Consider the following 25,268-nt stretch of genomic DNA (forward strand, 5'->3'; position numbering starts at 1 on the left):
TATTAAGAACGGAGATACACTTGGAGGTATCGCTAACAAATTTAAAACTACAACTTCAAACTTGCAAAAGTTGAATAAAATTAAGAATGCTAATAATATCCAAGCTGGCCAAACTATTAAAGTACCTAAGCAAAGCACTTCAAAACCATCCAAACCATCAAAACCAAGTAAAAGTCATGGTAAACAACTGGTAAGTAAATCTCAACTTCAGCAATTTGGATGGAAAAATGTATCTAAATCGAGTGTAAAAGACTTAAATGACGCATTAAACGAATATAAGATAAATACACCATTGAAAATTCAACATTTTATGGCTCAAACAGCAGCAGAATCACAATTAGGACTATATACTTTAGAGTTAGCTGATGGATCAGATTATGAAGGAAGAACTGATTTAGGCAATACTCAAGCTGGTGATGGAAGAAAGTTCAAAGGTGCTGGTTATATTCAATTAACAGGTAGAAACAATTATACAGCCTTTTCTAAAGCTATGGGAGATAAAAATATTTTAGCAAAAGGTGCACAGTATGTAGCTAATAATTATCCTTGGAAAGCATCAGCATTCTTCTGGAATAATTTAAAAAATATTAATGGTGCTATTGAAAATGGAGCATCAGTTACTCAAGTTTCACAATTAGTTAATGGTGGTAATAATGGATTAGCACAGCGTCAACAGTTCTTTGCACAAGCACAACAGATCTTTAAATAAATAGTTTAAACTAAAAATGAGCTTAAGTGAATTAGCGCACTTAAGCTCATTTTCCGTTATTTATAGAAATCAAAGATATTATATAGTGAAAGTTCATATAGTAGTTATAAATATTTTATTTCCTTATTATGATGGAATTCTAATTTTATTATCGACCAAGAATCTTTTTGTATACATTATATAATATAGGACGTATAGGCTTAATATAGTCACCTATATACTCTTCAACATTAGCATTAAAGCCTTCTTTAAACTCTTGAACTCCTTTATCCTCAGCGGTATCAGAAAAATCGCCTGTTATACCATAGAAGTTATAACGAGGAATATTGTTTTCTTTTGCAAACTTGATCATTTCCCATTGAAGTCTATAAGCGCCCATATATGGATTAAATGTAGGATTTGATCCACTTGAAAGATAATATACTTCATGATTATTAAAGATATAAAGAGCAGCAGCTAAATCGACTTTGTTACCATAATTTTCTATATTATAATTAGTCTCTTTAATTTTCTTTTGTTGACTTTTAAGTTGTTGTGAGGTTTGATTATATTTATTCTTATTTTTCTTAGAATTTGGACTTTCTTCTAATTTAGTCTCGATTTCTTTAAGTTTATTTTTCAAGGAATCTTCATTTTCTTTTTGTGACGCTAATAGTTTATTTAAATCAATATACGCTAATTTAAGTTGAGCTTGATCTCCATACATTTTTTGCATTTTTTCGAAATAGGGTTCATCTCTAAAAGAGAAGCCATGTTTTTCTTCTGCCATTTTAAATAGTTCGAAGAAGCGTGGTGTTTCATCAATAGGAAGCGTTTGAACCTGGACTCCCATCTCATATGTTTTTTTATATTTCTTCTAGTTTGATAGTTCATATCTTTAAGTAGTTCATCTTCTGATTTATCTAGTAAGTTTAAAACAGATAACCATCGAATTTGGCTAATTTTAGAATAACCTACAGTATAACCTTGATGTTGGTAACCTAATTGATCCATTATATTTTTAAACTCTTGATTGTCGTGATGTTTAATTATTTCTCCGTTAGGTTTTCTTAGATTTTCTAATATGTAAGGATCTATCCTAAGATATAAACATTTATTTTTCTTCAAATATTTTATTAAACTTTTAAAAAAGAATTTAATTTCTTGATTATCATTTGTTGCAAAGACAGGGCCACGTTGAGAATAAAAATATTTGAATATTTTAAGAGATCTGCTAGCAGTTAATAAGCATGCGATTTTAATATTTTGATTCTCATCTTTAAGTCCAACAAGGTGCACTTCTTTATTGTTTTTCTTATAAAAATCATATGTTTTTATATCTTGAGTATAATGCGAGAAATTCTTATTTGTAAATGCTTGAAACTCTTTTTTACTTAGATTAGTAAACTTCATAATAACCTCCAATTACTTTATTCTTATGTTAATTAATTATATATAAAAAATAACTTAATTACAAATATAGTTAGAGGCCTGTGTGATTATACACAGACCTCTAAGTTAAATTAACTAATTTTCCCCCAAATTGGTCCCATAGCGTTAGTATTTCTATTCCAAGTTCTAATTGGTACGTATTTACGGTTCTTTTTACTTCCATAACCTAACCAAACATAACCATCTTGTTTCATTACTTCATCATAGTTAATTTTCTTACCAGCTTTTAAAATTCCTGCTTGTTTCATACTTCTAAAAGGACCTGTTTTTCTAGTGATAATATTTGTGTTTGGTGTAAATGATGCTTTTTCGGATTTATAAAGCGTTCCATATTTATTAGTTTTGAATCCATTAGAAGCAGATGGAGTCTTACCAGTAGCTTTTTTACCATAACCGATTGATTTTAAGAAAGGAAGGGGATTCACTGCTGTTTGATTACTTGGTGTGCCATTCATACGTTGAAAGTGTAAATGTGGTCCTGTTGTGTTTCCAGTATTACCGGAATGAGCTATTACTTGTCCTGTTTTAATATTTTGACCTTTAGACACATTAAATTTATTTAAGTGCATATAAAATTGAGTATGTTTCCCATCTGGTTCTTGAATCGTTAGTGTGTTACCTCCACCCATGGGATCCCATGAAGCATTTAGTACTTTACCACCAGTAACTGCTTTAATAGGTGTTCCAACTGGCATAACGAAGTCTACTCCGTAATGTTGACCCCCGTTATTTGGTAAATTATAACGCCCAAACCCATAAGAAATTTTATGTTTTGTTAACCATTTCGCTGATCCATAATTTTTCTTTCCAGCTTCTTGAGTAATTAAAAATGAATTCATATTTTTTTATTATCAATTGAAGTATTATTAGCAGTATATTCTCTATTTTTATCTTGGTTAACTGAAGTAGATTGATTGATTTGTTGCTCAGTATTACTGGATAAATTTTTATTATCATTAACAGGTTGATGATTTGAAGCGATTTCTTCTTGAGTTGAGTGACTTTTATCTCGGGATTGATTACTTTGATAATCTTTATTTGATTGTAACTGAGTTTCATTTTGATTTTGTTTTTCATTAGTTAAGTTATTCTGAGTAGTAGGTTGCTCAGATTTATCAGTGGAAGATATATTTTCTTGAGCTTGTTTTCCATAGTTAGTATCTTGGGGGTTATTCTCTAAAGTCTTATTTTGAGATGTATTATTAGATTGGTTTTCAGTATTAGCTTCAAGTTCGTCGTTTTCTTGTTGTTGAACTTCTAAGCTAGATTCTTCATTTATAGTATTTTTATTCTCAGCAGCATGAGCGTTGTGTGAACCTCCTAAAATAAATAGTGAACCTAACATAACTGAGGCAGTTCCTATAGTAAGTTTACGAATAGAAAATAAATGTAAGTTTTTGAATAAACTTTTCATAAAAATAACTCCTTTATTTAATATTTATAGCACTGTAATTATCACATTAAATATTGTTTATTTCTATTAATAAAATATTTCAATTATGTAAATTTAATGTAAATATATTATTAGAATTTTATATATAATTTATTTAAGTTATATGTCGGTGAGTTTTGAGAAAAGAGAAAAAATCTCTTATAAAACCTCTACTCCTCCACTTCGAAGTATGCTAAAATAAATCTATTCTTTAATTTTCTTATAAGACATGCGAGGCGAAAGTATGAAATAATTTTTAATTGCATTTTAACCTGAAAATATTAAATAAGAATGTGAATTTAAAAATCGGTTTACTTCTATAACTTTGTTATTTAATCACATCGACTAGGGGCGTCATACGTCCTAATTCGGTAAATATCTTACACAAATTCACATGCTTACCGCTACTCACACTAAGATTTCCGATTTCCATTGAACATTAACACAAACGAATTGATATACATAATAAGAAGGAAAGATGACAGCATGAATACAAATCATGAAATGAAACGTACGCATAAATTGTATACACCTAAATATATGCCAGGTCTTGATGGCTTTAGGGCTGTTGCTGTACTAGCCATCATTATTTATCATCTCAATAGTCAATGGCTGACAGGGGGATTTCTCGGTGTAGATACGTTCTTCGTCATATCGGGTTATCTCATTACCTCGTTGCTCGTCTCAGAATATTATCTCAATCAAGGTATCAATCTTGGACAATTCTGGCTACGACGCTTTAAGAGGCTGATACCTGCACTATTCTTCCTTATTGTGATTACGCTCATTTATATATTGATATTTGAACCGAGCATTATCACTGAAACGAAGAAAGATGTCTTAGCTGCGTTGTTCTACGTGTCGAACTGGTGGTATATCTTCCAACATTTAGATTACTTTGATCAGTTCAAGATAGCGCCGTTTAAGCATTTATGGTCATTAGCGATTGAAGAACAATATTATGTTTTTTATCCAATCATTCTTTATTTATTGTTAAAGTTGAATAATAAGAAACTCGTCATGTCGATGCTCTTCATCATTTCATTAGTGTCGATGCTGACAATGGCGATACTATTTCATCTACATCACGATATTTCGCGCGTCTACTTCGGTACAGATACACGTCTTCAAACGTTGCTACTAGGTTCGCTTTTAGCATTTTTATGGCCGCCTTTTAGTCTCAAGAAAGATATTTCGAAAGGTCTGAAGTCGAGCATTGATATTGTAGGGTTAGTCAGCACAGTGATTCTGCTCGTGCTCTTTGTCGTAGTGAAATATGAGAGTAGTTGGCTTTATCACGGCGGATTCTACGCGATCTCACTACTCACGTTGTTGGTCATTGCGAGTGCAGTGCATCCTTCAGGTAACTTTGCGAAAGCGATGGGTAATCCACTCTTTGTCTATATTGGTAAAAGGTCATACAGCCTCTACTTATGGCATTTCCCAGTCATCGTGTTTACGCACAAGCATTTTGTGGCAGGACAAATCCCATGGTATGCCTATATCATAGATATCGCGCTCATGTTAGCGATGACGGAACTCTCCTATCATTGCATTGAAAATCCGATTCGACGCAAAGGTTGGAAAGCTTTCTCTATTAATCCAATAAAAATCAAACGCTTCGGACGTGGGCTGGTGCTTCTCGTATTCGTAGCTTCGATTGCCTTACTCTATACAGGTCGCTTTGACCCTCTTGCAGCACAACACCATGAGAAGAAACAAACATCATTTAGCAGTAATAAGAAAAAGCTGCATCAACACCAACCGACAACGGGTCCGAAGATTAATAAAGATACGAAGCAACTCGATTTGAAAAAGATTGAACCGCTATTAATTGGTGATTACGTAATGGTGGATATCGGGCAAGTCTTCCAAGATAAAGTACCAAAAGCAGTTATCGACGGTAAAGTAGGGCGCCAACTCATTGAAGCGAAACCACTCGTTCAAGGTTCGTATAGTAACTACAATTCACCGAAACAAGACGTCGTTCTTGAGCTGGGGACGAATGGTGACTTTACAAAAGAACAACTCGACGAACTCATCGGCACTTTGAAAGATGCCAACATCTATCTCGTGACAACTCGCGTGCCTAGAGATTATCAGAACCATGTAAACAGTGAGATTCACGCCGCTGAGAAACGCTACAAAAATGTACATGTCGTCGATTGGTATGCGAAATCTGCGAACCACACGGAATATTTCGCCTACGATGGTATCCATCTTGAATATGATGGTAGTAAAGCTTTAGCTCAAGCCATCATCGACAAATTGACTGAAGTGCATAAACAAAAACAACAATAAAGTATCAGTACACATTGAAACGGCAACGCATTCTTTTGCACCACAAGGCTAAATCTGTTATGTTTAGATTAAATAAATCATTAAACTACTAGGGGAGCTAGTAAGCTGAGATGACAGTAAGTCAGACCCTTATAACCTGAATTGGTTAGTACCAACGTAGGAAAGTAGTATTTTAGCCTTAATATCAATATGTTTCTGTCTAAAACTACATTCCTACGTTGGAATGTAGTTTTTTATTAGGAGGCATAATGATGAAGTTTTCCGAAGAATTGAAAGAAGCATCACAACCTATTATCGAGGATATTTACAATGATCCTTTTATCCAAGATATGTTACATGGCAAATTGCCTAATGAAGCGGTTTATTTCTATCTCAAAGCAGACGCATCTTACTTGCGTGAATTTGCGAATATCTATGCATTACTCATACCTAAAGTGCCAAGTCTTGATGAAGTGAAATTCCTCGTTGAACAGATTCAATTTATCGTCGATGGTGAAGTTGAAGCGCATGAAATCTTAGCAGATTACGTGAACAAACCTTACGAAGAGATTGTGACTGAAAAGGTTTGGCCACCGAGCGGCGATCACTACATCAAACATATGTATTACAATGCTTATGCGAAAGAGAACGCAGCGCATACGATAGCAGCGATGGCACCATGTCCATACGTTTATCAAGTCATTGCGAAGAGAGCACTTAATGATAATGCGCTCAATCGTGATTCTGTACTAGCGAAATGGTTTGATTTCTACAGTACAGAAATGGATGACTTAGTCGATGTGATGGATAAATTAATGGATCAATTGACTGCAGATATGGATGACAAAGAACGTCAAGAAGTGAAAGAAAGTTTCTTACAAAGTACAATTCACGAACGTAATTTCTTCGGTATGTCTTACAACCAAGAAGCGTGGAACTATGGAGGTCAAACGCATGAATAAGCCTAAGATTGCTTTAACGATAGCAGGTACAGACCCTACAGGCGGCGCAGGAGTCATGGCAGATTTGAAATCTTTCCATTCTTGCGGTGTTTATGGGATGGCGGCGATTACGAGTATCGTCGCTCAGAACACGATGGGAGTTCAACATATTCATAACCTCGAGCTTGACTGGCTTCAAGAACAGTTAGATAGTGTCTTTGATGATGAACTTCCACATGCAATCAAGACAGGGATGATTGCGTCAGAAGATATGATGAAATTAATTCGTCAATATTTAGAGCGTTATCCTGATATTCCTTACGTGATTGATCCGGTGATGTTGGCTAAAAGTGGCGACTCATTAATGGATGATCAAGCGAAAGGCAATTTACAGAACATTTTACTACCACTCGCAGATGTAGCGACACCGAACTTACCTGAAGCGGAAGAAATCGTGGGAATGAAGATTGAATCAGAAGATGATGTCTACAAAGCGGGTCACATCTTTATAGATGAAATTGGCAGTAAAGGTGTCGTAATCAAAGGGGGACATGCGACAAGTCGTACGCATGCGAAAGATTATTTATTCACTCGCGATGATGTCTACACGTTTGAATCACCACGTTATGATACGAAACATACACACGGGACAGGTTGTACTTTCTCAGCAGTGATTGCTGCAGAACTTGCGAAAGGGCGTACAATTTATGAGGCGGTGAAGAAAGCGAAAGACTTTATTGCCTTGAGCATTAAGTATACGCCAGAAATTGGGCAAGGACACGGCCCAGTAAATCATTTCGCTTACATGAAGAAAGAAGGCTTAGATGATGAGTAAGTTAGATCAATTACGAGAGAACAATCCATTAACTGTGTGCTACACGAATGATGTGGTGAAGAACTTTACAGCAAATGGATTATTGAGTATAGGTGCGAGCCCTGCTGTGAGTGAGGCGCCAGAAGAGTCAGATGCCTTTGCGCAAGTGGCAGGCGCTTTGTTAATCAACATCGGGACAGTGACGCAAGCACGTGGTGAAGACATGTTAGCGATTGCTCATACCGCGCAATCGAAAGACTGCCCGATTGTCTTTGATCCTGTTGCAGTAGGGGCTTCGAAGTTCCGTAAGTCCTATTGCAGCAAATTCTTGAAAGTTGTTCGTCCGACAGTCATTAAAGGTAATGCGTCAGAAATTCTGACGCTGCTTGACTCTGAAACGACGATGAAAGGGACTGATAGCGCAGATGATTTAGATGCTGTGGATATCGCTAAGAAAGCTTACGACAAATTCCACACAGCAATCGTTATCACAGGAGAGAAAGACGTCGTAGTTCAGGAAGGTCGTTGTTTTGAGTTAGCGAATGGTTCGCCATTACTCGCGAAAGTGACAGGTGCAGGTTGCTTACTTGGTGCTGTCATTGCAAGTTTCCTCCAACGCGACCGTCACCCTGATGCTGAGTGTTTAGTAGAGGCAGTGAGTGCGTTCAACATTGCGGCTAAACAGGCTGAGGCATTAACGAATGGTGCAGGTCCAGGTACCTTTAAAATGCACTTTATTGATCGTCTGTCTCACGTCTCTAATAAAGATATTGAACAATGCCAGCAAGTAACAGAGGTGTCATAATGTTTAAAGCTACGGATTTAAAGGTTTACTTTATCTGCGGTACGCAAGATGTTAAAAGTAATCGTACGATTCATGACGTATTGCAAGAAGCGCTTGAAGCGGGCATTACGTTATTTCAATTTCGTGAAAAAGGACCGACTTCACTTCAAGGTGAGGAAAAACGCCATCTAGCTGAAGATCTCCTGGCGCTCTGTCATCAATATGATGTCCCCTTTATCGTCAATGATGATATCGAGTTAGCTAAAGCTATTGATGCTGATGGGGTACATGTAGGTCAAGATGACGTGGCAGTGGCAGAATTTGCTTCTGAATTTGAAGATAAAATAATCGGTTTGAGTGTTGGGAATGTTGATGAATATCATCATTCTGACTTGACGTACATAGATTATATAGGCGTCGGTCCAATGTATGCGACGCAATCGAAAGATGATGCTAACGCACCAGTGGGACCAGAGATGATTCCAACACTTCGAGAATATGTAGGTGATTTACCTATCGTCGCGATTGGAGGTATTACGACGAGTAACGCACAAGACTGTTTCAAAGCAGGTGCAGACGGTGTTTCCGTCATTTCTGCAATCGCTCAAAGTGACGATATTAAAGGTACTGTTGCACATTTCTTACAAAGTGCGAAAGAATCTCAGTAATTCACCAGTTTTTGTTTTCTACTTCTATATTTGTATGATAGAATAAGCTTTGTGTGAATATATCGTTAGAGGTGGAAAAATGAAGAGAAAAGCGCTACTACCTTTGTTATTAGGTGCATTGCTATTGTTGTCAGGGTGTAATTATTCAAAACCTGAAAATCAAAATGGCTTTTTCTACAATACATTTGTACATCCAATGGATCAGCTCTTGCACTGGTTAGGTACGCACTTTAATGACAACTATGGTCTTGCGATCATCGTCATTGTATTAGCGGTTCGTATCGTCTTACTTCCTTTCATGTTATCAAACTATAAAAATAGTCATATGATGCGTGAGAAGATGAAGATTGCGAAACCGGATATTGATGCAGTTCAAGAGAAAGTGAAACGTTCACGTACGCAAGAAGAGAAGATGGCAGCCAACCAAGAAATGATGGAAATTTATAAGAAATATGACATGAACCCAATGAAGAATATGTTGGGTTGTTTACCAATCATCATTCAAATGCCTATCATCATGAGTTTATTCTTCGTACTGAAGTATCACCCAACAGGCGGTGGCTTTACTGTACATCCGCACTTCTTATGGTTTAACCTTGCGAAACCTGACATTTGGATTACAATTATTGCCGGTGTACTTTACTTCTTACAAGCTTATGTTTCAAGTATGAGTATGCCAAGAGAGCAGAAACAAATGGGCTACATGATGATGATTATTTCACCAATTATGATCATCTGGATTTCTTACAGTTCATCTTCTGCATTAGGTCTGTACTGGTCAGTCAGTGCGGCATTCTTGGTAATTCAAACATTTATCGCAAACATCCATTATTCTAAAGTTGCGAAACGTGAAGTACAGCCTATGATTGATGCTTATAATAAAAACAATGCTGACAACAAGAAAAAAGGTAAGAATACGCAAGTTGTTTCTAGTAAAAAGAAAAAATAATACTTAAGAGATAAAAAAAAGTGGAATTTCAAGCGAAATTCCACTTTTTTTGATAAATTTAGAACTAAAACGATGTTTATAATTTTCAATGTTATAACACTCGCTTGCTTATGGGACCACACTCAACTAATTCTTTTTCGCTCTAAGAGCTCAAAGAATGGATTTTCATTGTGGTCTATCTCCATCAAGCGTCTCGTGTTCACATTGAAATTTACTACTTTGAGATAAAAAAATTATAATTGGAATGTTCATTTAGAAATTATCAATTTAGCATCCTTTCTCTTTTCTTATTAGAAATTGGAAATGAGAAGATGTTATTTACTTTAGTTTCCCACAACGTTTTTAGATATTCAAATATACGCCTACTCTGCTAAATGTTTCACTTTTTATCTAACTGTGATTTATCGAAGTTCCACTCTGTCATAAATGTTTCTACAAATTGTTTCATAAACTGATGGCGCTGTTCAGCTAATGCACGGCCACTCTCAGTATGCATTAAATCACGGAGTTTAAACAATTTCTCGTAGAAATGTTGAATGGCAGAAGGTGACAAGGCATGTATGTCAGAATCCGAAGCATATTCCAACTGTTCGAATGTAGCATCCCCCGTCCACATCGCTTCGCCACTATGTCCTGCATATTGGAATGTACGCGCAATACCGATAGCACCTAGGGCATCCAAACGATCTGCATCTCTCACAATTTGACCTTCGAATGACAAAGCTACATGATTATTGCGTCCGCCACGATAACTCATATATTGAATGATATGGAGTAAATCCTCAATTTCTGCGTGAGTCAATTCAATTTCAATTAAGAAACGCTGAAGCTTTTCAATCGCATCGTGCTCTATAAACAATTTCTCATCCACCGTATCATGCAATAAAGCTACCAAATGAATCACATGACAATCCACTGTCTTCTCTTCTTGGTCTGCGAGATAAAGTGCCAAACTCACTACACGATAGACGTGCGCCACATCATGACCAGATACATCATGCTGATGGACTTCTTTCATATACTGCTCAGCACGCCAAATTTGTTCTGTTTTTTTCATAATATAGGTTTCAACTCCCTAAAGTACGTTCTTTCGTTATTATTATAAAATAGGTGAGAGTAACTGAGCGATACCTTCTTTAAATTTAATCCATAAACTACGCTGTTGATACAAATCTTTCGTTAAAGGATAGGAGACCTTCATGTCATTTTCAAAAATGTGACGTAAACGTGTCGCTATATCGCGATCGTAAATAAAGGCGTTAATCTCAAAGTTTAACGTAAAGCTACGATGATCAATATTTGTCGTGCCTACACTTGCGACCTCATCATCAATGACCATCGTCTTGGCATGTAGAAAGCCATTGTCATAATGGTAAATGTTTACGCCAGCTTCGATGAGGGACGCAACGTTATTATAAGTCGCCCAATAAACAAAGGGATGGTCAGGCTTGTTAGGTATCATAATATTGACATTGACGCCACCTAAAGCAGCAATCTTAATCGCGTCTAGAAAGGCTTGGTCAGGAATGAAATAGGGCGTTTGGATATAAATCGAATATTTCGCTGCTGAAATCATCTTCAAATAGCCATATTTGATTTGTTCCCAAAACTCATCAGGACCGCTCGATGCAATTTGCATACCGATATCTCCGCCAGATTCAACATCTGGGAAGTAACGTTCATCGTACTTGAGCGTATCGCGGAAAGATTGGGCATTCCAGTCCAACATGAAGCGGAGTTGCAAGGCATTGACGGCATCACCCGTCACACGAAGATGTGTATCACGCCAATAGCCGAAACGTTTCTTCTTACCGAGATATTCGTCTCCGACATTGAATCCACCGATGTAACCGATTGTTCCGTCAATAACTACAATCTTACGATGGTTACGGTTGTTCATTCGCAGGTTAATCAGCGGCAATTTCGATGGGAAGAATGCTTCGACTGCGCCACCTTTCTGACGGAAACGTTTAAATGCTTTGACAGACAAACTACGAGAACCCATGTCATCATACAACATCTTTACTTCGAGCCCTTCGTCCAACTTATCTTCCAAAGCTTGAAGAATCCTTTTACCTAGATTGTCATTTCTGAAGATATAATATTGAATATGTATGTAATGTTTGGCCGCATAAATATCTTTCAGCAACGCATCAAATTTCTCATGTCCATCGGTATAGATATCGATGTGATTGTCATTTGTGAAGAAAGACCCATTATTATAGAGCAACATTTGAATCATATCCTTAAATTTGACGATAGATGGATTGTTTTTAGAAAAATCACCACGACGCAGCTCTTCAAGTTGATCGTTAATGATCATTTGAAGTCCAACTTCGTCCTTCTTATCTAGTTTGAAAATATGTTTCCGTTGAATCTGTCGACCGAAAAGTAAATAAATAATGAAACCGATGAGTGGTAGGAAGACGAGAACCAGAATCCATGCCCAAATCGCACCAGCTTGACGGGGTTCCATAAAGATAATGGTAAAAGCAAACACTAAGTTTAATATAAACGCACTTATTAATATAATATTAATAATCAAGTTGGTAGACGGGAACACATTGTACATAAACTCTAACAATACTTTAACCTCCTTTATATAACAGTTTGTATACATCTTCTAAAAGTTCTATATTATTGTAACATGATATATTATGATGTTCACTTGACTTATACCTGTGCGGGGTATACGATAACTCCGTATTAGACTATCAATAGGGGGATTATTATGGATCATGCGCATCATTCTGAGCAGACGAAAGCAAATTTGAAATCTCGTTTAAATCGAATTGAAGGGCAAGTGCGAGCGATTAATCGCATGATTGATGAAGATGTTTATTGTGATGATGTGCTCACACAAATTAGAGCGACACGTTCTGCGTTAAATAGTGTGGCCACACAATTGTTAGATCATCATATGAAAGGTTGCATTCTGAATAAGGTGAATAACGGTCAAGAAGAGGAAGCGATGGAAGAACTTCTCGTTACATTTCAGAAATTGATGAAAGATTAAGTGGAAAGGAGTATTTAATGATGGAGACGAAACACGTTTATACTGAAGCGATCTCTACACAAGATCAAATTGATGAGTTGAAACACATATTATCTCACATGATTGGCGTAAGCGAAGTAGAAATCAATGGTAAGAAAGGGGATATTACAATTACTTTCGAAACGCCTGCGAATTTGAACGCAATTGAGAAAGAAATTTATGATGCGGGGTATACAATTCTCTATTAGAAGTTGCGAAGAGCGTAAATTTCTAGCTACAACATTCAGCAGCATATGAATATATTTATAACGACGAGTCGACTCAGACGTTTTAGTAGTCTCACTTCTTCTCTTTTAACACCCTCATTGTTTAGAAAAAAGTTGGCTTATCTACATAAAATTGTCGATTATTTAAATGAAAAATATTTTTTCCAAAAATAATGTAGTAATCCGGAGTGAATTGGGGTAGTATAGAAAGTAAGGAGTTACAATGAGGAGTGATGATATGACGAAACGTAATAGTAAAGTTCAAAATGTAGTTAAACTATTATCATCATTAGGTGTCAACATTAAAAAGACGAAATCACGTCTCGAAGTGATGCAGACTTTACCTACAACAGTTAAGGCAACAAATAAATTAAAATAATTCAAGTTGTGTCATGTCATGCTATGGCAAAGGTGTTCTATATGTTACGAGCTGTGACAGGACATAGTTATCAGGTAGTCGATGACATAAGCGTGTGCTAGAACAGTACATGATACATCGCTTCGTTTAATCTTGAGTCTAGCTTCCGTACGGGAACGTATGATACATACGTGGAACTAGGGCTTGTTCAATCGCTAAGAAACCTCTCAATGTGAGTGAAACATTGAGAGGTTTTTCTCTGTTTGATATAGATTGAGCGTGACCATTTTAATATAATAGCCACTCTCTAACCTATAGCTTTAATAGTTGGGCTTCGCTTCAGAATAAGCTTTCGGCATATGATAAGAAATTGAAAGTAAGACGCCGATACCGACCATCAGACTCCAAAGCGAACTACCGCCATAACTAATAAATGGAAGTGGAATACCTGTAATCGGTAAGAGTTGAATCGTCATTCCAATGTTCTGTAAGACATGGAAGAGGATTAACGTCGCATAACCGATGATAAAAGTCTTGTTATAAGAAAATGTATTGTTCGCTGCTAAACGTGAAAGGTAGAAGATAAATCCTAGGAATAAGAGCAACAGTACGACTGCACCTAGGAATCCAAATTCTTCACCCACCACTGAGAAGATAAAGTCAGTGTGGTTCTCAGGGATGTAAACTTCACCGTGATTGAATCCTTTACCAAATAGTTGACCTGAACCGATTGCTTTAAGAGATTCTGTGAGATGATAACCGTCGCCACTGCTATACGTATACGGATCAAGCCAAGAGTTGATACGACCAAGTTGGTACGTCTTAATACCAATCATATTCTCAATCAACGAAGGTTTGAAGATGATTGAGAGAATAATGCCGCCACCCATGACGATAGCTGTGATAAAGATGGGGGCGAGAATCTTCCAAGTGATACCACTGACGATTAACACGCCGGCGATAATCGCACAAAGTACGAGCGTTGTACCCAAGTCATTCTGCAACAGAATGAGCAACATCGGAATGATTGAGAGACCAATGATTTTTAATAGAAGTTTGAAATCTGTCTCGATAGACTTGTTAAAAGTAAATTTATGATGTCGCGTGATGAGTTTCGCCAGGGCGAGAATTAAGATAATCTTCATAAATTCAGAGGGTTGGATGCTGACAGGACCAAGCGCATACCAACTTTTCGCCCCGTTGATAATCGGTGTGATTGGTGTTTCCGGCATGATTATGAGCAATAAGAGCATTGCACACAGAATGCCGTACATTAAATACGTATATTTCATTAATTTCTTTGGTGAGATAAACATGATAAACAGGGCGATGATAAACCCAAATATGTAATATAAGATTTGTCTAATACTAAAGTTTGCACTGTACTGACCGCCGCCCATCGCTGAACTGATGATGGTCACACTTATCAGCGCAAAGACGATAAGGAATAGAATGATAATCCAGTCCACTCTTTGAATCCACGAATTATGTTTCGTTTGACGTGACGTATTCATATTGAACCCCTTTATTGCTCGATAGTTTCTAAGTTATTAGTATATCCTGATTTTATCGAACTTTGTATTAATTTGCTAGAAGTAGGGGTATAAGAACAACTAGAATTTTAATAATCACAACTCAACTACTCACGATATAATGTATAATTTAGACAAGTTGGTAAATGCAACATACATGCTAAACGTGATATGATGTAGTTTAAGAATTGATTATGGAGGCTAAGTTATGGCTAAAGAAAATATTTGTATCATCTATGGAGGGAAAAGCGCAGAACACGACGTATCTATGCTCACTGCGCAAAACGTGCTCAATGCGATAGACAAATCGCACTATCACGTCGACATCATTTACATAACAAATGAAGGTGACTGGAAGAAGAAAGAAAATATTACTGAAACTATTTCAAGCACTGACGAACTTGATTTACAGGATATCGAGAGTGGCGATATCTCACGTCTACTACTAGAAACGCATAATCAAGAACCATATAGTGCAGTCTTTCCACTCCTACATGGACCGAATGGTGAAGATGGCACGATTCAAGGTCTCTTCGAAGTATTAGACATTCCATATGTAGGCAATGGTGTGCTTGCTGCTTCAAGCTCAATGGACAAACTTGTGATGAAACAACTCTTTGCACATCGCGGTTTACCACAATTGCCTTACGTGAGCTTTCTCAGAAGTGAATTTGAAAAATACCGCTCTAATATCTTGAAACTCGTTAACGATAAATTACAATTTCCGGTATTTGTGAAGCCAGCCAACTTAGGTTCAAGCGTAGGAATTAGTAAATGTCATAACGAAGAAGAGCTCGTTGAAGGCATCCAAGAAGCGTTCCAATTTGATCGTAAATTAGTGATTGAGCAAGGTATAACAGCACGCGAAGTTGAGGTAGCTGTACTAGGCAATGACTATCCTGAGACGACGTTACCAGGTGAAGTGCTTAAAGACGTCGCATTCTATGACTATAAAGCGAAATACCAAGACGGTAAGATTGAACTTTCAATCCCTGCGAAATTAGATGAAGAAGTACAACAAACGTTACGTGACATGGCAGTCGAAGCATTTAAAGCTACAGATTGTTCAGGTTTACTTCGTGCTGATTTCTTCGTTACTGAAGACAATCAAATCTTCATCAATGAAACGAATGCGATGCCAGGATTTACACAATATAGTATGTATCCAAGTTTATGGGAGAACATGGGCTTATCTTATGCCGATCTTATCGAGAAATTAATCTCTTTAGCGAAAGAGAAATATGAAGATAAGAAGAAGAACAAATATCAAATTGACTGAGGCGATAGACGATGATTGAAGTAAGTTTAAGACAAGTTCAAGACTGGATTGATTGTGAGATAGATTCAGCTTATTTAGATCGTTCAATTAAGGGCGCGACCATCGATTCTCGTGAGGTGGAGCAAGGTACTTTATTTATCCCATTTAAAGGTGAGAATGTGGACGGCCACCGTTTCGTTCCACAAGCGTTGAAAGACGGTGCAGGCGCTTGCTTCCATCAAAAAGATACAGCGCTTGCTGAAGAAGTTGATGGCCCTATCATCTGGGTAGAAGACACGTTACAAGCACTACAACAACTCGCTCAAGCTTATCTTCGCCACGTCGATCCTAAAGTTATCGCAGTTACTGGTTCAAATGGTAAGACGACGACGAAAGATATGATTGAAAGTGTCTTAGCTCCAGAGTTTAAAGTTAAAAAGACACAAGGTAATTATAATAATGAAATCGGTATGCCACTCACTATTCTTGAGTTAGACCAAGATACTGAAGTTTCTATCTTAGAAATGGGTATGTCAGGTTACCATGAAATTGAGGCACTCTCTCAACTTGCGCAGCCTGATATTGGAGTTATTACAAATATTGGTGAATCTCATATGCAAGATTTAGGTTCACGGGAAGGTATTGCTCAAGCGAAATCAGAAATCGTGCTAGGTATGAAGGACGATGGCCTATTTATTTATGATGGCGATGAACCCCTACTGAAACCACATGTGCAGAAACTTCAACAACTCGAGAGCTTAAGTATTGGATTAAGTGACGAGTGCGATTATGTATGTCAACTCAATGATGTCGAGGCTACAGGTATTCATTTTACGATTAACGGAAGTGAAGCCTACGATCTACCCATACTCGGCACACACAACATGAAGAATGCGGCAATTGCGATTGCTGTAGGTCATGCGATGAACCTTAACTATGAAACGATTCAGCGTAATTTGAGTCAAGTTCAGCTTACAGCGATGCGTATGGAGCAACATAAGAAAGCGGACGGCACAGTAGTGATTAATGATGCTTACAATGCAAGTCCAACGAGTATGCGTGCAGCCATTGATACTGTGGCAGACATGGACGGTAAGCAGAAGATCTTAGTGCTCGGTGATATGCTGGAGCTTGGTGAGATGAGCGAAGTGATGCATGCATCTGTTGGTGAGCACACATATCGTAAAGGTATTGATGTCGTGTATACGCTTGGTGCGGAATCTCAAGCCATTGCGAAAGCGAGTACTTCTTATGTGAAGACGAACCGCCACTTTGATGATAAAAGTGAGTTGATAGACGCATTACGTGAGATTATTCAGCCTGGTGCAATCGTTCTCGTAAAAGGATCTCGAGGAATGAAACTTGAAGAAGTCGTTAATGCGTTATTAGAAGACTAAAGTATAATCGAATTTATTTAGATAGAGAAGGCACTCAGAGGCGCTATGCTTTTGAGTGTCTTGTTTTTGTATAGGGGGTAGGGTAGAGTAGTTCGACATAATTAAGTTAAGGGGTACGGTTGATGAGAAAAAATTAATACTACATTTATATTACTTTAAATAGATAATTAAAGAGAGTATTTATTATAACTCTAATTTTAAAACAGAGATCTTATAAGAATGAGAAAAGCATAATTAGATATGAATATAAGAAAATTTCAATGGGGACTCGAGACGCATGAGGGAACATGGACACAGCGAAAATCCATTCTTTGAGCTCTTTAAGCGAGAAGAATTAGTTGAGCGTGGCCCCTATGCAAGTGAGAGTTAAACATTGAAAGTTAAATATATTTAGTTAGTTTCATTGACCTAGATATGCATCATTAAAAATGATAATACTAAAGAGAAATTATTTTTACCAAAATAAGTAAGTAATTTCAATCTTCTATACAATCTGGGAGGATTGCTATTCTGTAAGCCAGGTGGTAATATTAAGAAGTTGAAGTAAATTAAGTGAACATATTTGTATTGTAATACAGATAAATAAAGGAGAATTATATTGCAAAATTTTAAAGAATTAGGGATCTCGGCTAAAACAGTAGAAACCCTTCACAATATGGGGTTTGAAGAGCCAACGCCGATTCAACAAGAAAGCATCCCTTATGCCCTTGAGGGTCGAGATATATTAGGACAAGCGCAAACAGGTACAGGTAAGACTGGCGCATTCGGTATTCCATTAATTGAGAAAGTTGTAGGACATGATGGTGTTCAAGCGCTCATCTTAGCACCAACTCGTGAGCTCGCTATGCAAGTGGCTGAACAATTGAGAGAATTTAGTGAAGGTCAACGTGTACGCGTCGTAACTGTATTTGGTGGTATGCCCATTGATAGACAAATCAAAGCGTTGAAGAAACGTCCACAAATCGTTGTAGGCACACCTGGCCGTGTCATTGATCATCTTAACCGCCGCACGTTAAAAACAAATGGTATTCATACGCTCGTATTGGATGAAGCGGATGAAATGATGAACATGGGCTTCATTGATGACATGAAATTTATTATGGACAAGATTCCGAAAGAACAACGTCAAACGATGTTATTCTCAGCGACAATGCCTAAAGCGATTCAAAATCTTGTGCAACAATTTATGAATCATCCTGAAATCGTTAAGACGATGAATAATGAATTATCAGACCCACAAATTGAAGAATTCTATACTATCGTTAAAGAACTTGAGAAATTTGAAACGTTTACGAACTTCTTAGATGTTCATCGTCCTGACTTAGCGATCGTCTTTGGTCGTACGAAGCGTCGTGTCGACGAGTTAACGAGTGCACTTTTATCTAAAGGCTACAAAGCTGAAGGACTACACGGTGACATCACGCAAGCGAAACGTTTAGAAGTCTTGAAGAAATTTAAAAATGACCAAATCGACATTCTCGTAGCGACAGATGTTGCCGCACGTGGATTAGACATTTCTGGCGTCAGTCACGTCTACAACTTCGATATCCCACAAGATACTGAAAGCTATACACACCGTATCGGACGTACGGGTCGTGCTGGTAAAGAGGGTATCGCTGTGACATTCGTTAACCCAATCGAGATGGATTACATTCGTCAAATCGAACAAACGAATGAACGACAAATGCGCGCTTTAAGACCGCCACATCGTAAAGAAGTCTTACGCGCTCGTGAGAAAGATATTAAAGATAAAGTACAGAACTGGATGGAACGTGAAAGAGAACCACGTCTTGAACGTATTGCTGAACAATTACTTGATGAATATAGTGCGATTGAATTAACAGCAGCAATGTTGCAAGAACTCGTTGAATCGAATGACGATGTAGAGGTTCAACTTACATTTGAAAAACCACTTGCACGTAAACGTGGTAGCAAACCGTCACGTAAAGGCGGTAAGTTCGATAAACGCAACAATCGTTATAAAAATAAACGAAACAACCGCAATTATAAAGGTCGTAATTCTGATAAACGCGATCGCGATCGTAAACGTACGAAAAAAGGGCGTACGTTCGCAGATCATAAGAAATAGATAGTAAGCGCGTGTGCGAGGAAATGCGTACACAGTTGTATAATTGAATAGAAATCGTGAAAGCGGACGCTCTTGTAGTAGGGCGTTCGTTTTTTTATTTTTTAGCGCCGTTGTAACGAAATTTAAATAATATAAACAAATTATCTTATATCGATTTCCAAAAGCTTTTTTCATTATGCTATACTAAAGGCGTTATTTAAATCGTGAAGGAGTGACATATCATTTCGATGGATACATACGCTAATTTCCAACGTTCTCCAAAACAAGTGCAGAAATATTATTATTTCGTCCAAGTGATGAACTTTGTTATCGCCTTTCTATTGTTAGGACTCTTCTTATTCCTAACACTTTATTTCCATTGGTGGAGTTGGTTGATTTATTTAATTGCTTTAATAGGCTTGCTTGTTGCCATTAATTGCATTTTCAAACCTTTAATAGAGTATCGTTTTACATATTACAAAGTCACTGAGAGTTATCTCGCAGTAGATCGTCGCTTTTTCTTTAAAAAGCAGAAGCTCGTCAATATTGAACGTATCCAATTTATCGTGCGTAAAGAGAATCCGATATTGCATCGCATGGGTCTTTGCAATGTGGTTGTTGTAACGGCAGGGCACGGAGTAGAATTGCCACTCATGCATGAGACGACGGTACAAGAAATAGAAGAACATCTGTTGACGAAGCTGAAAGGAGTGAATACCGATGTCTGAGCCACAGAAACTACATCCGATCTCCTATGTGACAGGAATTATTAATGCAATTAAGCAGAACTTTATAATTATTATCTTGTTCTTTCTGTTTGGGATTCGCAATTTCGATTTCACTGATCCTTATTCTTATTTATCTCCAGGCGTATTCGCTTTAATATTTCTCATATCTTTTATAGCGAATATTCTCAGAGTTTATAATACACGTTATTGGCTAGAGGAACGTTACTTTATCGTTCGAAGTGGTGTGTTGAATATCAAGCGCAAGGAAATTGATATTCGTCGTATTCAATCGATTGATACGCAACAAGAGCTCGCACAACGACTAGTCGGTGGCGTGAAATTACAGATCAAGACGCCAAGTGATGGTGTCGACCTTGAAAGTGTATCACGTGATCAAAGTGAAGCGATAGAGCAAGCGATTCAACACGCGCAACATCGATTAGATGGCGATGTAACCGAAACAGAAATGACTCAAGAAGAAACTCATGATGAACAAGCCACTCAAGCGGATATGCCAGTACATCATCTCTATCACTTAACCTTTAAAGAAGTCTTGTTTATGGCGATGACGAGTGGTGCGATTGGCGCGACAATCTTTACTGTCGGACCTATCGTTCTCTCTGTTAACCAGTATATACCTTGGGACAAATTATTCGGTGAATTCTCATACTTCATTCAGAGTGCAGTAACCTTTGGCATTATTTTAGTCTTATTATTTCTAGTGCTTTGTTATATCATTGGCACAGGTATTGAGTTTGTCAGAAATTATGGTTTCACTTTGAAACAAACCGGTCATCAACTTAAGATTCGTTATGGCCTTATTAGTGTTAAAAGTGTGACCGTACCGACGAATCGTGTCCAAGCTGTTGAGGAAAAGCAATCGTATTTACGAAAGTTATTTGGTTACACTTCATTAAGTTTGATTATCACGAGTGACATGGAGGATGGCGATGGTGAAGCTACACCTAATGGCCATGTGACTTGCTTGCCTTTTATAAAAAGAGACAAAGGGTATGAGCTGCTCAATCAACTTGTGCCATCTATGCGTTTCGGTCAAGTTCAACCTGGAATGCCATGGAGAGGCTTTCACAGATATTTCTGGCGTGAATCGCTCATCTTGTTAGCGATTGCGGCGATCGTACACTACTTCTGGCAACCATACTTGTACATTGCAGCAGGTGTAATTATCGCCTTACTCATTGTCCGTGGTGTGTTAGCGATTAGAAATTCAGGTTCACAAATCATAGATGATGAGATTTCAATACGAAACGCGCGTTTATTCAGTATGAAACAGTATTATATTAAGCAAGATAAGCTGATTGGTATGACGATTAAAAGCAATCCATTCATGCAACGGAGTCACTTACGAACATTCAAAGTGACCATTGCTCAAGCTGCAACGAATCAACATATAGGATTGAGATTTGCAGAGCAACAGACATCTGAGAAAGTGAAAGATTGGTATTTAGGAGGTGGAAGAGATGCCACACTATAACTTTATGCACCCAAGAGGTAAGACTGTGATGCGAATCGCAGGAGGCATATGGAGTGTTGTTATTCTGCTCATATTAGTTGGTATAGAATTGTTTGCAAAATTTCTACTCCATATTAACAACCCAACCGTATATTGGTGGTTAAGCGGAATTGGAGTTGTAATCATAGTACTTCATATCATTATATACGTTGTTATCTCTCCGATATATAAATACAAAGTCTTTCGCTATCGTGTTGAAGCGCATCATACGACGATTCGTAGAGGGCTGTGGTTTATTCAAACAGATCAAATACCACATTTCAGAGTGCAGAACGTAGATACGTACGAAGGGATTATTATGCGCAAGTTTGGACTTGCTGACGTCATTCTTTCTACAGCAGGAGGTAATGCTGAAATCAATTTAATTCCTCGAGACACTGCTTTAGAGTTAAAACAACAGTTACAACGCTATAGTAAAGAAGAGAAAGATGAACACAAAGAAGTAACGGGAGATGAAGCACAAGAGAAAAGAACTGAACCCGAGACTGTAGAAAGTATCACTAAAACAGATATTTAATACAGAGTTTATTATTGTTTCAAGAGTGACGAACATAAGCGAAGTAGCTGATCTAATTTGATAAGGCGCTTCGCTTTTTCGAATTCACTCATTCTTATTGCGGAGCTGGCCCCCGAAAACACATGAATTTCTGTTCTTCTCCTAAGCGAAAGTAAAAATTTTATTCATTTTGCCCAAGCGTTCTTCAGCTTTTCCTTTTTAAAAAACGAGAAGCAGTTATATAATAGAAAATAAACTTTCAAAATTTGTTCCAAACTAAAAGAGGTGGAGTCATGATAGTGGGAATCGGGATTGATTTGGTTAAAATCCCACGCATCACTAAGATATATCAACGTCAACCTAAACTGATAGAGCGCATCCTCACGCCCAATGAACAACAGAAACTCAAGGAATTTCAACTAGAAGGACGAAAGATTGAATTTCTAGCTGGGCGGTTCGCTTGTAAAGAGGCATATAGTAAAGCGCTCGGTACAGGAATCGGTCAAACTGTCGCGTTTAATGAGATTGATTGTTATAACGATGCGCGAGGTAAACCTTGCATAGATCATGATACGTATCGTGTACATGTAAGTATTACACATACTGATCATTATGCGATGAGCGAAGTGATTATAGAAGAATAAGCTTATAAATTGTAGAAACCACGATCAAAAATAATTAGTAAACACACAAACACTACAGGAGGAATGTTGAGATGTCGGAAAGATATTATAGATCGAGTCTACTCACTATCGACTTGCCAGCGGTTGCAAGAAATTATCAAACCTTTGGAAGATTACACCCGAATAAAACGGTAATTCCAGTAGTGAAAGCGAACGCATATGGTCTTGGAAGTGTACAAGTCGCACGTTATTTAATGGATCAAGGTGCTGATTTCTTTGCTGTTGCAACCCTGGATGAGGCAGTAGAGTTACGCATGCACGGGGTGAGTGCAAAGATTCTCGTCCTAGGTGTAGTACCGCCGGAGAATGTTGAGAAAGCGATTCAACACCGAGTGGCGATGACGGTTCCTTCCAAAGAATGGTTAGAACAGGCGATCACTCAAATCGATAATGCTAATGAGAAAGATATTTGGTTACATATTAAAATTGATAGCGGCATGAGTCGTTTAGGTATGACGACGGTTGAAGAATATAAAGAAACGATTGCGTTAATTCAAGAGACGCCTAACTTGGTGTTTGAAGGTGTCTTCACGCACTTTGCTTGTGCAGATGAACCAGGAGACGCTATGCATCAACAACAACAGAAATTCGAAACAATCGTTAATGAAGCAGACAAACCTGAATTTATTCATTCTCAGAATTCAGCTGGAAGCTTACGTGAAAACTTTTCTTTCTGCAATACAGTGCGTGTAGGTATCGCGCTCTATGGATATTATCCATCTGACTATATGCAAGAGCAGACTTCCGTTGAACTTTATCCAAGTGTGAAATGGGAAACAGAGGTTGTGCAGACGAAATATATAGATCCTGAGGTAGCGGTAAGTTATGGATGGACGTATCAAGCATCAGAACGTGAGAAGATAGCGGTCATTCCAATTGGATACGCAGATGGTTATTTACGTTCTATGTCAGGTGCTTACGTTGAGATAGGCGGCAGACAGTGCCAAGTGATTGGTCGCGTGTGTATGGATCAGACGATTATACGCGTACCTGATGATGTTGAAATAGGTGACAAAGTCATTCTGATGGCCGAAGACGGAGATGATGCTCAATCTGTAGAAGCGTTAGCACAACAACAACAGACGATCAATTACGAAGTGCTCTGTAACTTGAGTCGCCGTTTACCGAGACTTTATCAATATGAAGATCATACACGAATTAATAACGAATTACTGAAATAGTATAGTCACCGTTTTTAAAATTTGTTATGATGTTCCTAAATAGGAATCACAAATCTGTTTTAAAAATTAAAACGGTGGAGGTCTTATGCATGTCTGGTTTCAATCAAAGTAGGAATCATAGTATCGAACAACTGCTCAAAGAAGGTTACTCCCAAATGGCTGATTTAAATCTCTCCCTTGCAACAGAAGCTTTCCCATTTGAATGTGAAGCTTGTGATTGTAACGAATCTTACATCAGTTCCAATTTCAATAATGAACGATGAGAAGAGGAGATGTTTATTTAGCTGATTTATCACCAGTACAAGGGTCTGAACAAGGGGGAGTAAGACCCGTTGTCATCATACAAAACGATACTGGTAATAAATATAGTCCTACCGTAATTGTTGCGGCAATTACGGGTAGGATTAATAAAGCTAAGATACCAACCCACGTTGAAATTGAGAAGAAGAAATATAAGTTGGACAAAGATTCCGTTATTCTTCTCGAACAAATTCGAACGTTAGACAAGAAGCGACTGAAAGAAAAGCTTACATATCTATCTGATAGCAAGATGGAAGAAGTCAACAAAGCGATTCGAATCAGCTTAGGACTTCATTAAAGCTCATTTCGTAAAGACATACATACAGAGCTAACGTATAAATTTTTAATACAATTTAACATATGAGAAAGTGGTTTTATATAATTAAGTTTAAAATTACTTCATCAATATGTTAATATATAAGTAATTTCATCGGAATTGCTGACGATGAATGTTTGATTTAAAG

At 37.5% G+C, this 25,268-nt stretch carries 25 protein-coding genes, 1 pseudogene and 1 riboswitch; of the genes and pseudogenes, 20 read left to right on the forward strand and 6 right to left on the reverse strand.

Annotation, left to right across the window (positions count from 1 at the left end):
* Positions 1–709 (forward strand): LysM peptidoglycan-binding domain-containing protein (locus tag CD039_RS12060; RefSeq protein WP_338112678.1); only part of this gene is annotated, 709 nt, incomplete at its 5' end.
* Positions 710–857: 148 nt separating this feature from the next.
* On the opposite strand, the pseudogene CD039_RS06750 reads toward CD039_RS12060, so the two are convergent.
* The 3 genes and pseudogenes from CD039_RS06750 to CD039_RS06760 form a co-directional block, all read right to left on the reverse strand.
* Positions 858–2,101: pseudogene (locus CD039_RS06750) on the reverse strand (aminoacyltransferase).
* 110 nt (positions 2,102–2,211) lie between these two features.
* Positions 2,212–2,979, reverse strand: coding sequence for a peptidoglycan DD-metalloendopeptidase family protein (locus tag CD039_RS06755; protein ID WP_103371680.1), 768 nt, complete (start codon positions 2,977–2,979; stop codon positions 2,212–2,214).
* Positions 2,976–3,554 carry a YSIRK-type signal peptide-containing protein gene (locus CD039_RS06760; RefSeq protein ID WP_103371681.1) on the reverse strand — a complete coding sequence of 193 codons (579 nt, stop codon included), beginning with the start codon at positions 3,552–3,554 and terminating at the stop codon, positions 2,976–2,978. The genes CD039_RS06755 and CD039_RS06760 overlap by 4 nt, the downstream gene beginning before the upstream one ends.
* Before the next feature lie 504 nt (positions 3,555–4,058).
* On the opposite strand from CD039_RS06760, the gene CD039_RS06765 reads away from it, so the two are divergent.
* From CD039_RS06765 to yidC, 6 genes are all read left to right on the forward strand, one after another.
* Complete coding sequence (locus CD039_RS06765; protein ID WP_103371682.1) at positions 4,059–5,873, forward strand: acyltransferase family protein; 1,815 nt, start codon at positions 4,059–4,061, stop codon at positions 5,871–5,873.
* Positions 5,874–5,953: 80 nt separating this feature from the next.
* Positions 5,954–6,053, forward strand: a riboswitch (TPP riboswitch).
* 71 nt (positions 6,054–6,124) lie between these two features.
* Entirely contained in the window at positions 6,125–6,814 is a 690-nt protein-coding gene (gene tenA, locus CD039_RS06770; protein WP_103371683.1) for a thiaminase II, read from the forward strand.
* A complete protein-coding gene (gene thiD / locus CD039_RS06775) occupies positions 6,807–7,628 on the forward strand; it encodes a bifunctional hydroxymethylpyrimidine kinase/phosphomethylpyrimidine kinase (protein WP_103371684.1) in 822 nt (273 codons plus the stop codon). The genes tenA and thiD overlap by 8 nt, the downstream gene beginning before the upstream one ends.
* Positions 7,621–8,412 (forward strand): hydroxyethylthiazole kinase, encoded by a 792-nt coding sequence (gene thiM, locus CD039_RS06780; protein ID WP_167386238.1) that lies wholly within the window; start codon positions 7,621–7,623, stop codon positions 8,410–8,412. The genes thiD and thiM overlap by 8 nt, the downstream gene beginning before the upstream one ends.
* Entirely contained in the window at positions 8,412–9,059 is a 648-nt protein-coding gene (gene thiE / locus CD039_RS06785) for a thiamine phosphate synthase (RefSeq protein WP_103371686.1), read from the forward strand. The genes thiM and thiE overlap by 1 nt, the downstream gene beginning before the upstream one ends.
* Before the next feature lie 79 nt (positions 9,060–9,138).
* Positions 9,139–10,008 (forward strand): membrane protein insertase YidC, encoded by an 870-nt coding sequence (gene yidC, locus CD039_RS06790; protein ID WP_103371687.1) that lies wholly within the window; start codon positions 9,139–9,141, stop codon positions 10,006–10,008.
* A 379-nt stretch (positions 10,009–10,387) separates the two neighbouring features.
* Here yidC and CD039_RS06795 read toward each other — a convergent pair whose 3' ends face one another.
* Both CD039_RS06795 and cls read right to left on the reverse strand, forming a co-directional pair.
* Positions 10,388–11,065: an HD domain-containing protein gene (locus CD039_RS06795; protein ID WP_103371688.1), complete on the reverse strand. Its 678-nt coding sequence runs from the start codon at positions 11,063–11,065 to the stop codon at positions 10,388–10,390.
* A 42-nt stretch (positions 11,066–11,107) separates the two neighbouring features.
* The gene (gene cls / locus CD039_RS06800) at positions 11,108–12,580 is read right to left on the reverse strand and encodes a cardiolipin synthase (RefSeq protein WP_103371705.1); all 1,473 of its coding nucleotides are present in this window, start codon (positions 12,578–12,580) and stop codon (positions 11,108–11,110) included.
* A 159-nt stretch (positions 12,581–12,739) separates the two neighbouring features.
* Here cls and csoR point away from each other — a divergent pair, with 159 nt between their 5' ends.
* From csoR to CD039_RS06815, 3 genes are all read left to right on the forward strand, one after another.
* A complete protein-coding gene (csoR, locus tag CD039_RS06805) occupies positions 12,740–13,024 on the forward strand; it encodes a copper-sensing transcriptional repressor CsoR (RefSeq protein WP_103371689.1) in 285 nt (94 codons plus the stop codon).
* Positions 13,025–13,041: 17 nt separating this feature from the next.
* Positions 13,042–13,251: a putative copper chaperone CsoZ gene (gene csoZ / locus CD039_RS06810; protein ID WP_415640385.1), complete on the forward strand. Its 210-nt coding sequence runs from the start codon at positions 13,042–13,044 to the stop codon at positions 13,249–13,251.
* 256 nt (positions 13,252–13,507) lie between these two features.
* On the forward strand, positions 13,508–13,648 hold the full coding sequence (locus CD039_RS06815) for an Lmo0850 family protein (protein ID WP_088606361.1): 141 nt from the start codon (positions 13,508–13,510) through the stop codon (positions 13,646–13,648).
* Positions 13,649–13,947: 299 nt separating this feature from the next.
* On the opposite strand, the gene CD039_RS06820 is transcribed toward CD039_RS06815, so the two are convergent.
* On the reverse strand, positions 13,948–15,141 hold the full coding sequence (locus CD039_RS06820; protein ID WP_103371691.1) for an FtsW/RodA/SpoVE family cell cycle protein: 1,194 nt from the start codon (positions 15,139–15,141) through the stop codon (positions 13,948–13,950).
* Positions 15,142–15,367: 226 nt separating this feature from the next.
* Here CD039_RS06820 and CD039_RS06825 point away from each other — a divergent pair, with 226 nt between their 5' ends.
* The 10 genes from CD039_RS06825 (at position 15,368) to CD039_RS06870 (ending at position 25,102) form a co-directional block, all read left to right on the forward strand.
* Complete coding sequence (locus tag CD039_RS06825) at positions 15,368–16,438, forward strand: D-alanine--D-alanine ligase (RefSeq protein WP_103371692.1); 1,071 nt, start codon at positions 15,368–15,370, stop codon at positions 16,436–16,438.
* A gap of 11 nt (positions 16,439–16,449) precedes the next feature.
* Positions 16,450–17,814, forward strand: a complete 1,365-nt coding sequence (locus CD039_RS06830) for a UDP-N-acetylmuramoyl-tripeptide--D-alanyl-D-alanine ligase (protein ID WP_103371693.1) — start codon at positions 16,450–16,452, stop codon at positions 17,812–17,814.
* A 598-nt stretch (positions 17,815–18,412) separates the two neighbouring features.
* Positions 18,413–19,903 carry a degradosome RNA helicase CshA gene (gene cshA, locus CD039_RS06835; protein WP_103371694.1) on the forward strand — a complete coding sequence of 497 codons (1,491 nt, stop codon included), beginning with the start codon at positions 18,413–18,415 and terminating at the stop codon, positions 19,901–19,903.
* A gap of 227 nt (positions 19,904–20,130) precedes the next feature.
* A complete protein-coding gene (locus CD039_RS06840) occupies positions 20,131–20,610 on the forward strand; it encodes a PH domain-containing protein (RefSeq protein ID WP_103371695.1) in 480 nt (159 codons plus the stop codon).
* Positions 20,603–22,105, forward strand: coding sequence for a PH domain-containing protein (locus CD039_RS06845; RefSeq protein ID WP_103371696.1), 1,503 nt, complete (start codon positions 20,603–20,605; stop codon positions 22,103–22,105). The genes CD039_RS06840 and CD039_RS06845 overlap by 8 nt, the downstream gene beginning before the upstream one ends.
* On the forward strand, positions 22,092–22,661 hold the full coding sequence (locus CD039_RS06850; RefSeq protein ID WP_103371697.1) for a PH domain-containing protein: 570 nt from the start codon (positions 22,092–22,094) through the stop codon (positions 22,659–22,661). The genes CD039_RS06845 and CD039_RS06850 overlap by 14 nt, the downstream gene beginning before the upstream one ends.
* Positions 22,662–22,933: 272 nt before the next feature.
* On the forward strand, positions 22,934–23,284 hold the full coding sequence (acpS, locus tag CD039_RS06855) for a holo-ACP synthase (RefSeq protein ID WP_103371698.1): 351 nt from the start codon (positions 22,934–22,936) through the stop codon (positions 23,282–23,284).
* A 71-nt stretch (positions 23,285–23,355) separates the two neighbouring features.
* Positions 23,356–24,504 carry an alanine racemase gene (alr, locus tag CD039_RS06860; RefSeq protein ID WP_103371699.1) on the forward strand — a complete coding sequence of 383 codons (1,149 nt, stop codon included), beginning with the start codon at positions 23,356–23,358 and terminating at the stop codon, positions 24,502–24,504.
* An 89-nt stretch (positions 24,505–24,593) separates the two neighbouring features.
* The gene (mazE, locus tag CD039_RS06865; protein ID WP_002471108.1) at positions 24,594–24,767 is read left to right on the forward strand and encodes a type II toxin-antitoxin system antitoxin MazE; all 174 of its coding nucleotides are present in this window, start codon (positions 24,594–24,596) and stop codon (positions 24,765–24,767) included.
* Entirely contained in the window at positions 24,764–25,102 is a 339-nt protein-coding gene (locus tag CD039_RS06870) for a type II toxin-antitoxin system PemK/MazF family toxin (RefSeq protein ID WP_002471121.1), read from the forward strand. Before mazE ends, CD039_RS06870 begins: the two co-directional genes overlap by 4 nt.
* Positions 25,103–25,268 lie beyond the last annotated feature (166 nt).

Origin of the sequence: Staphylococcus argensis (assembly GCF_002902305.1) — a bacterium.
GTDB lineage: Bacteria > Bacillota > Bacilli > Staphylococcales > Staphylococcaceae > Staphylococcus > Staphylococcus argensis.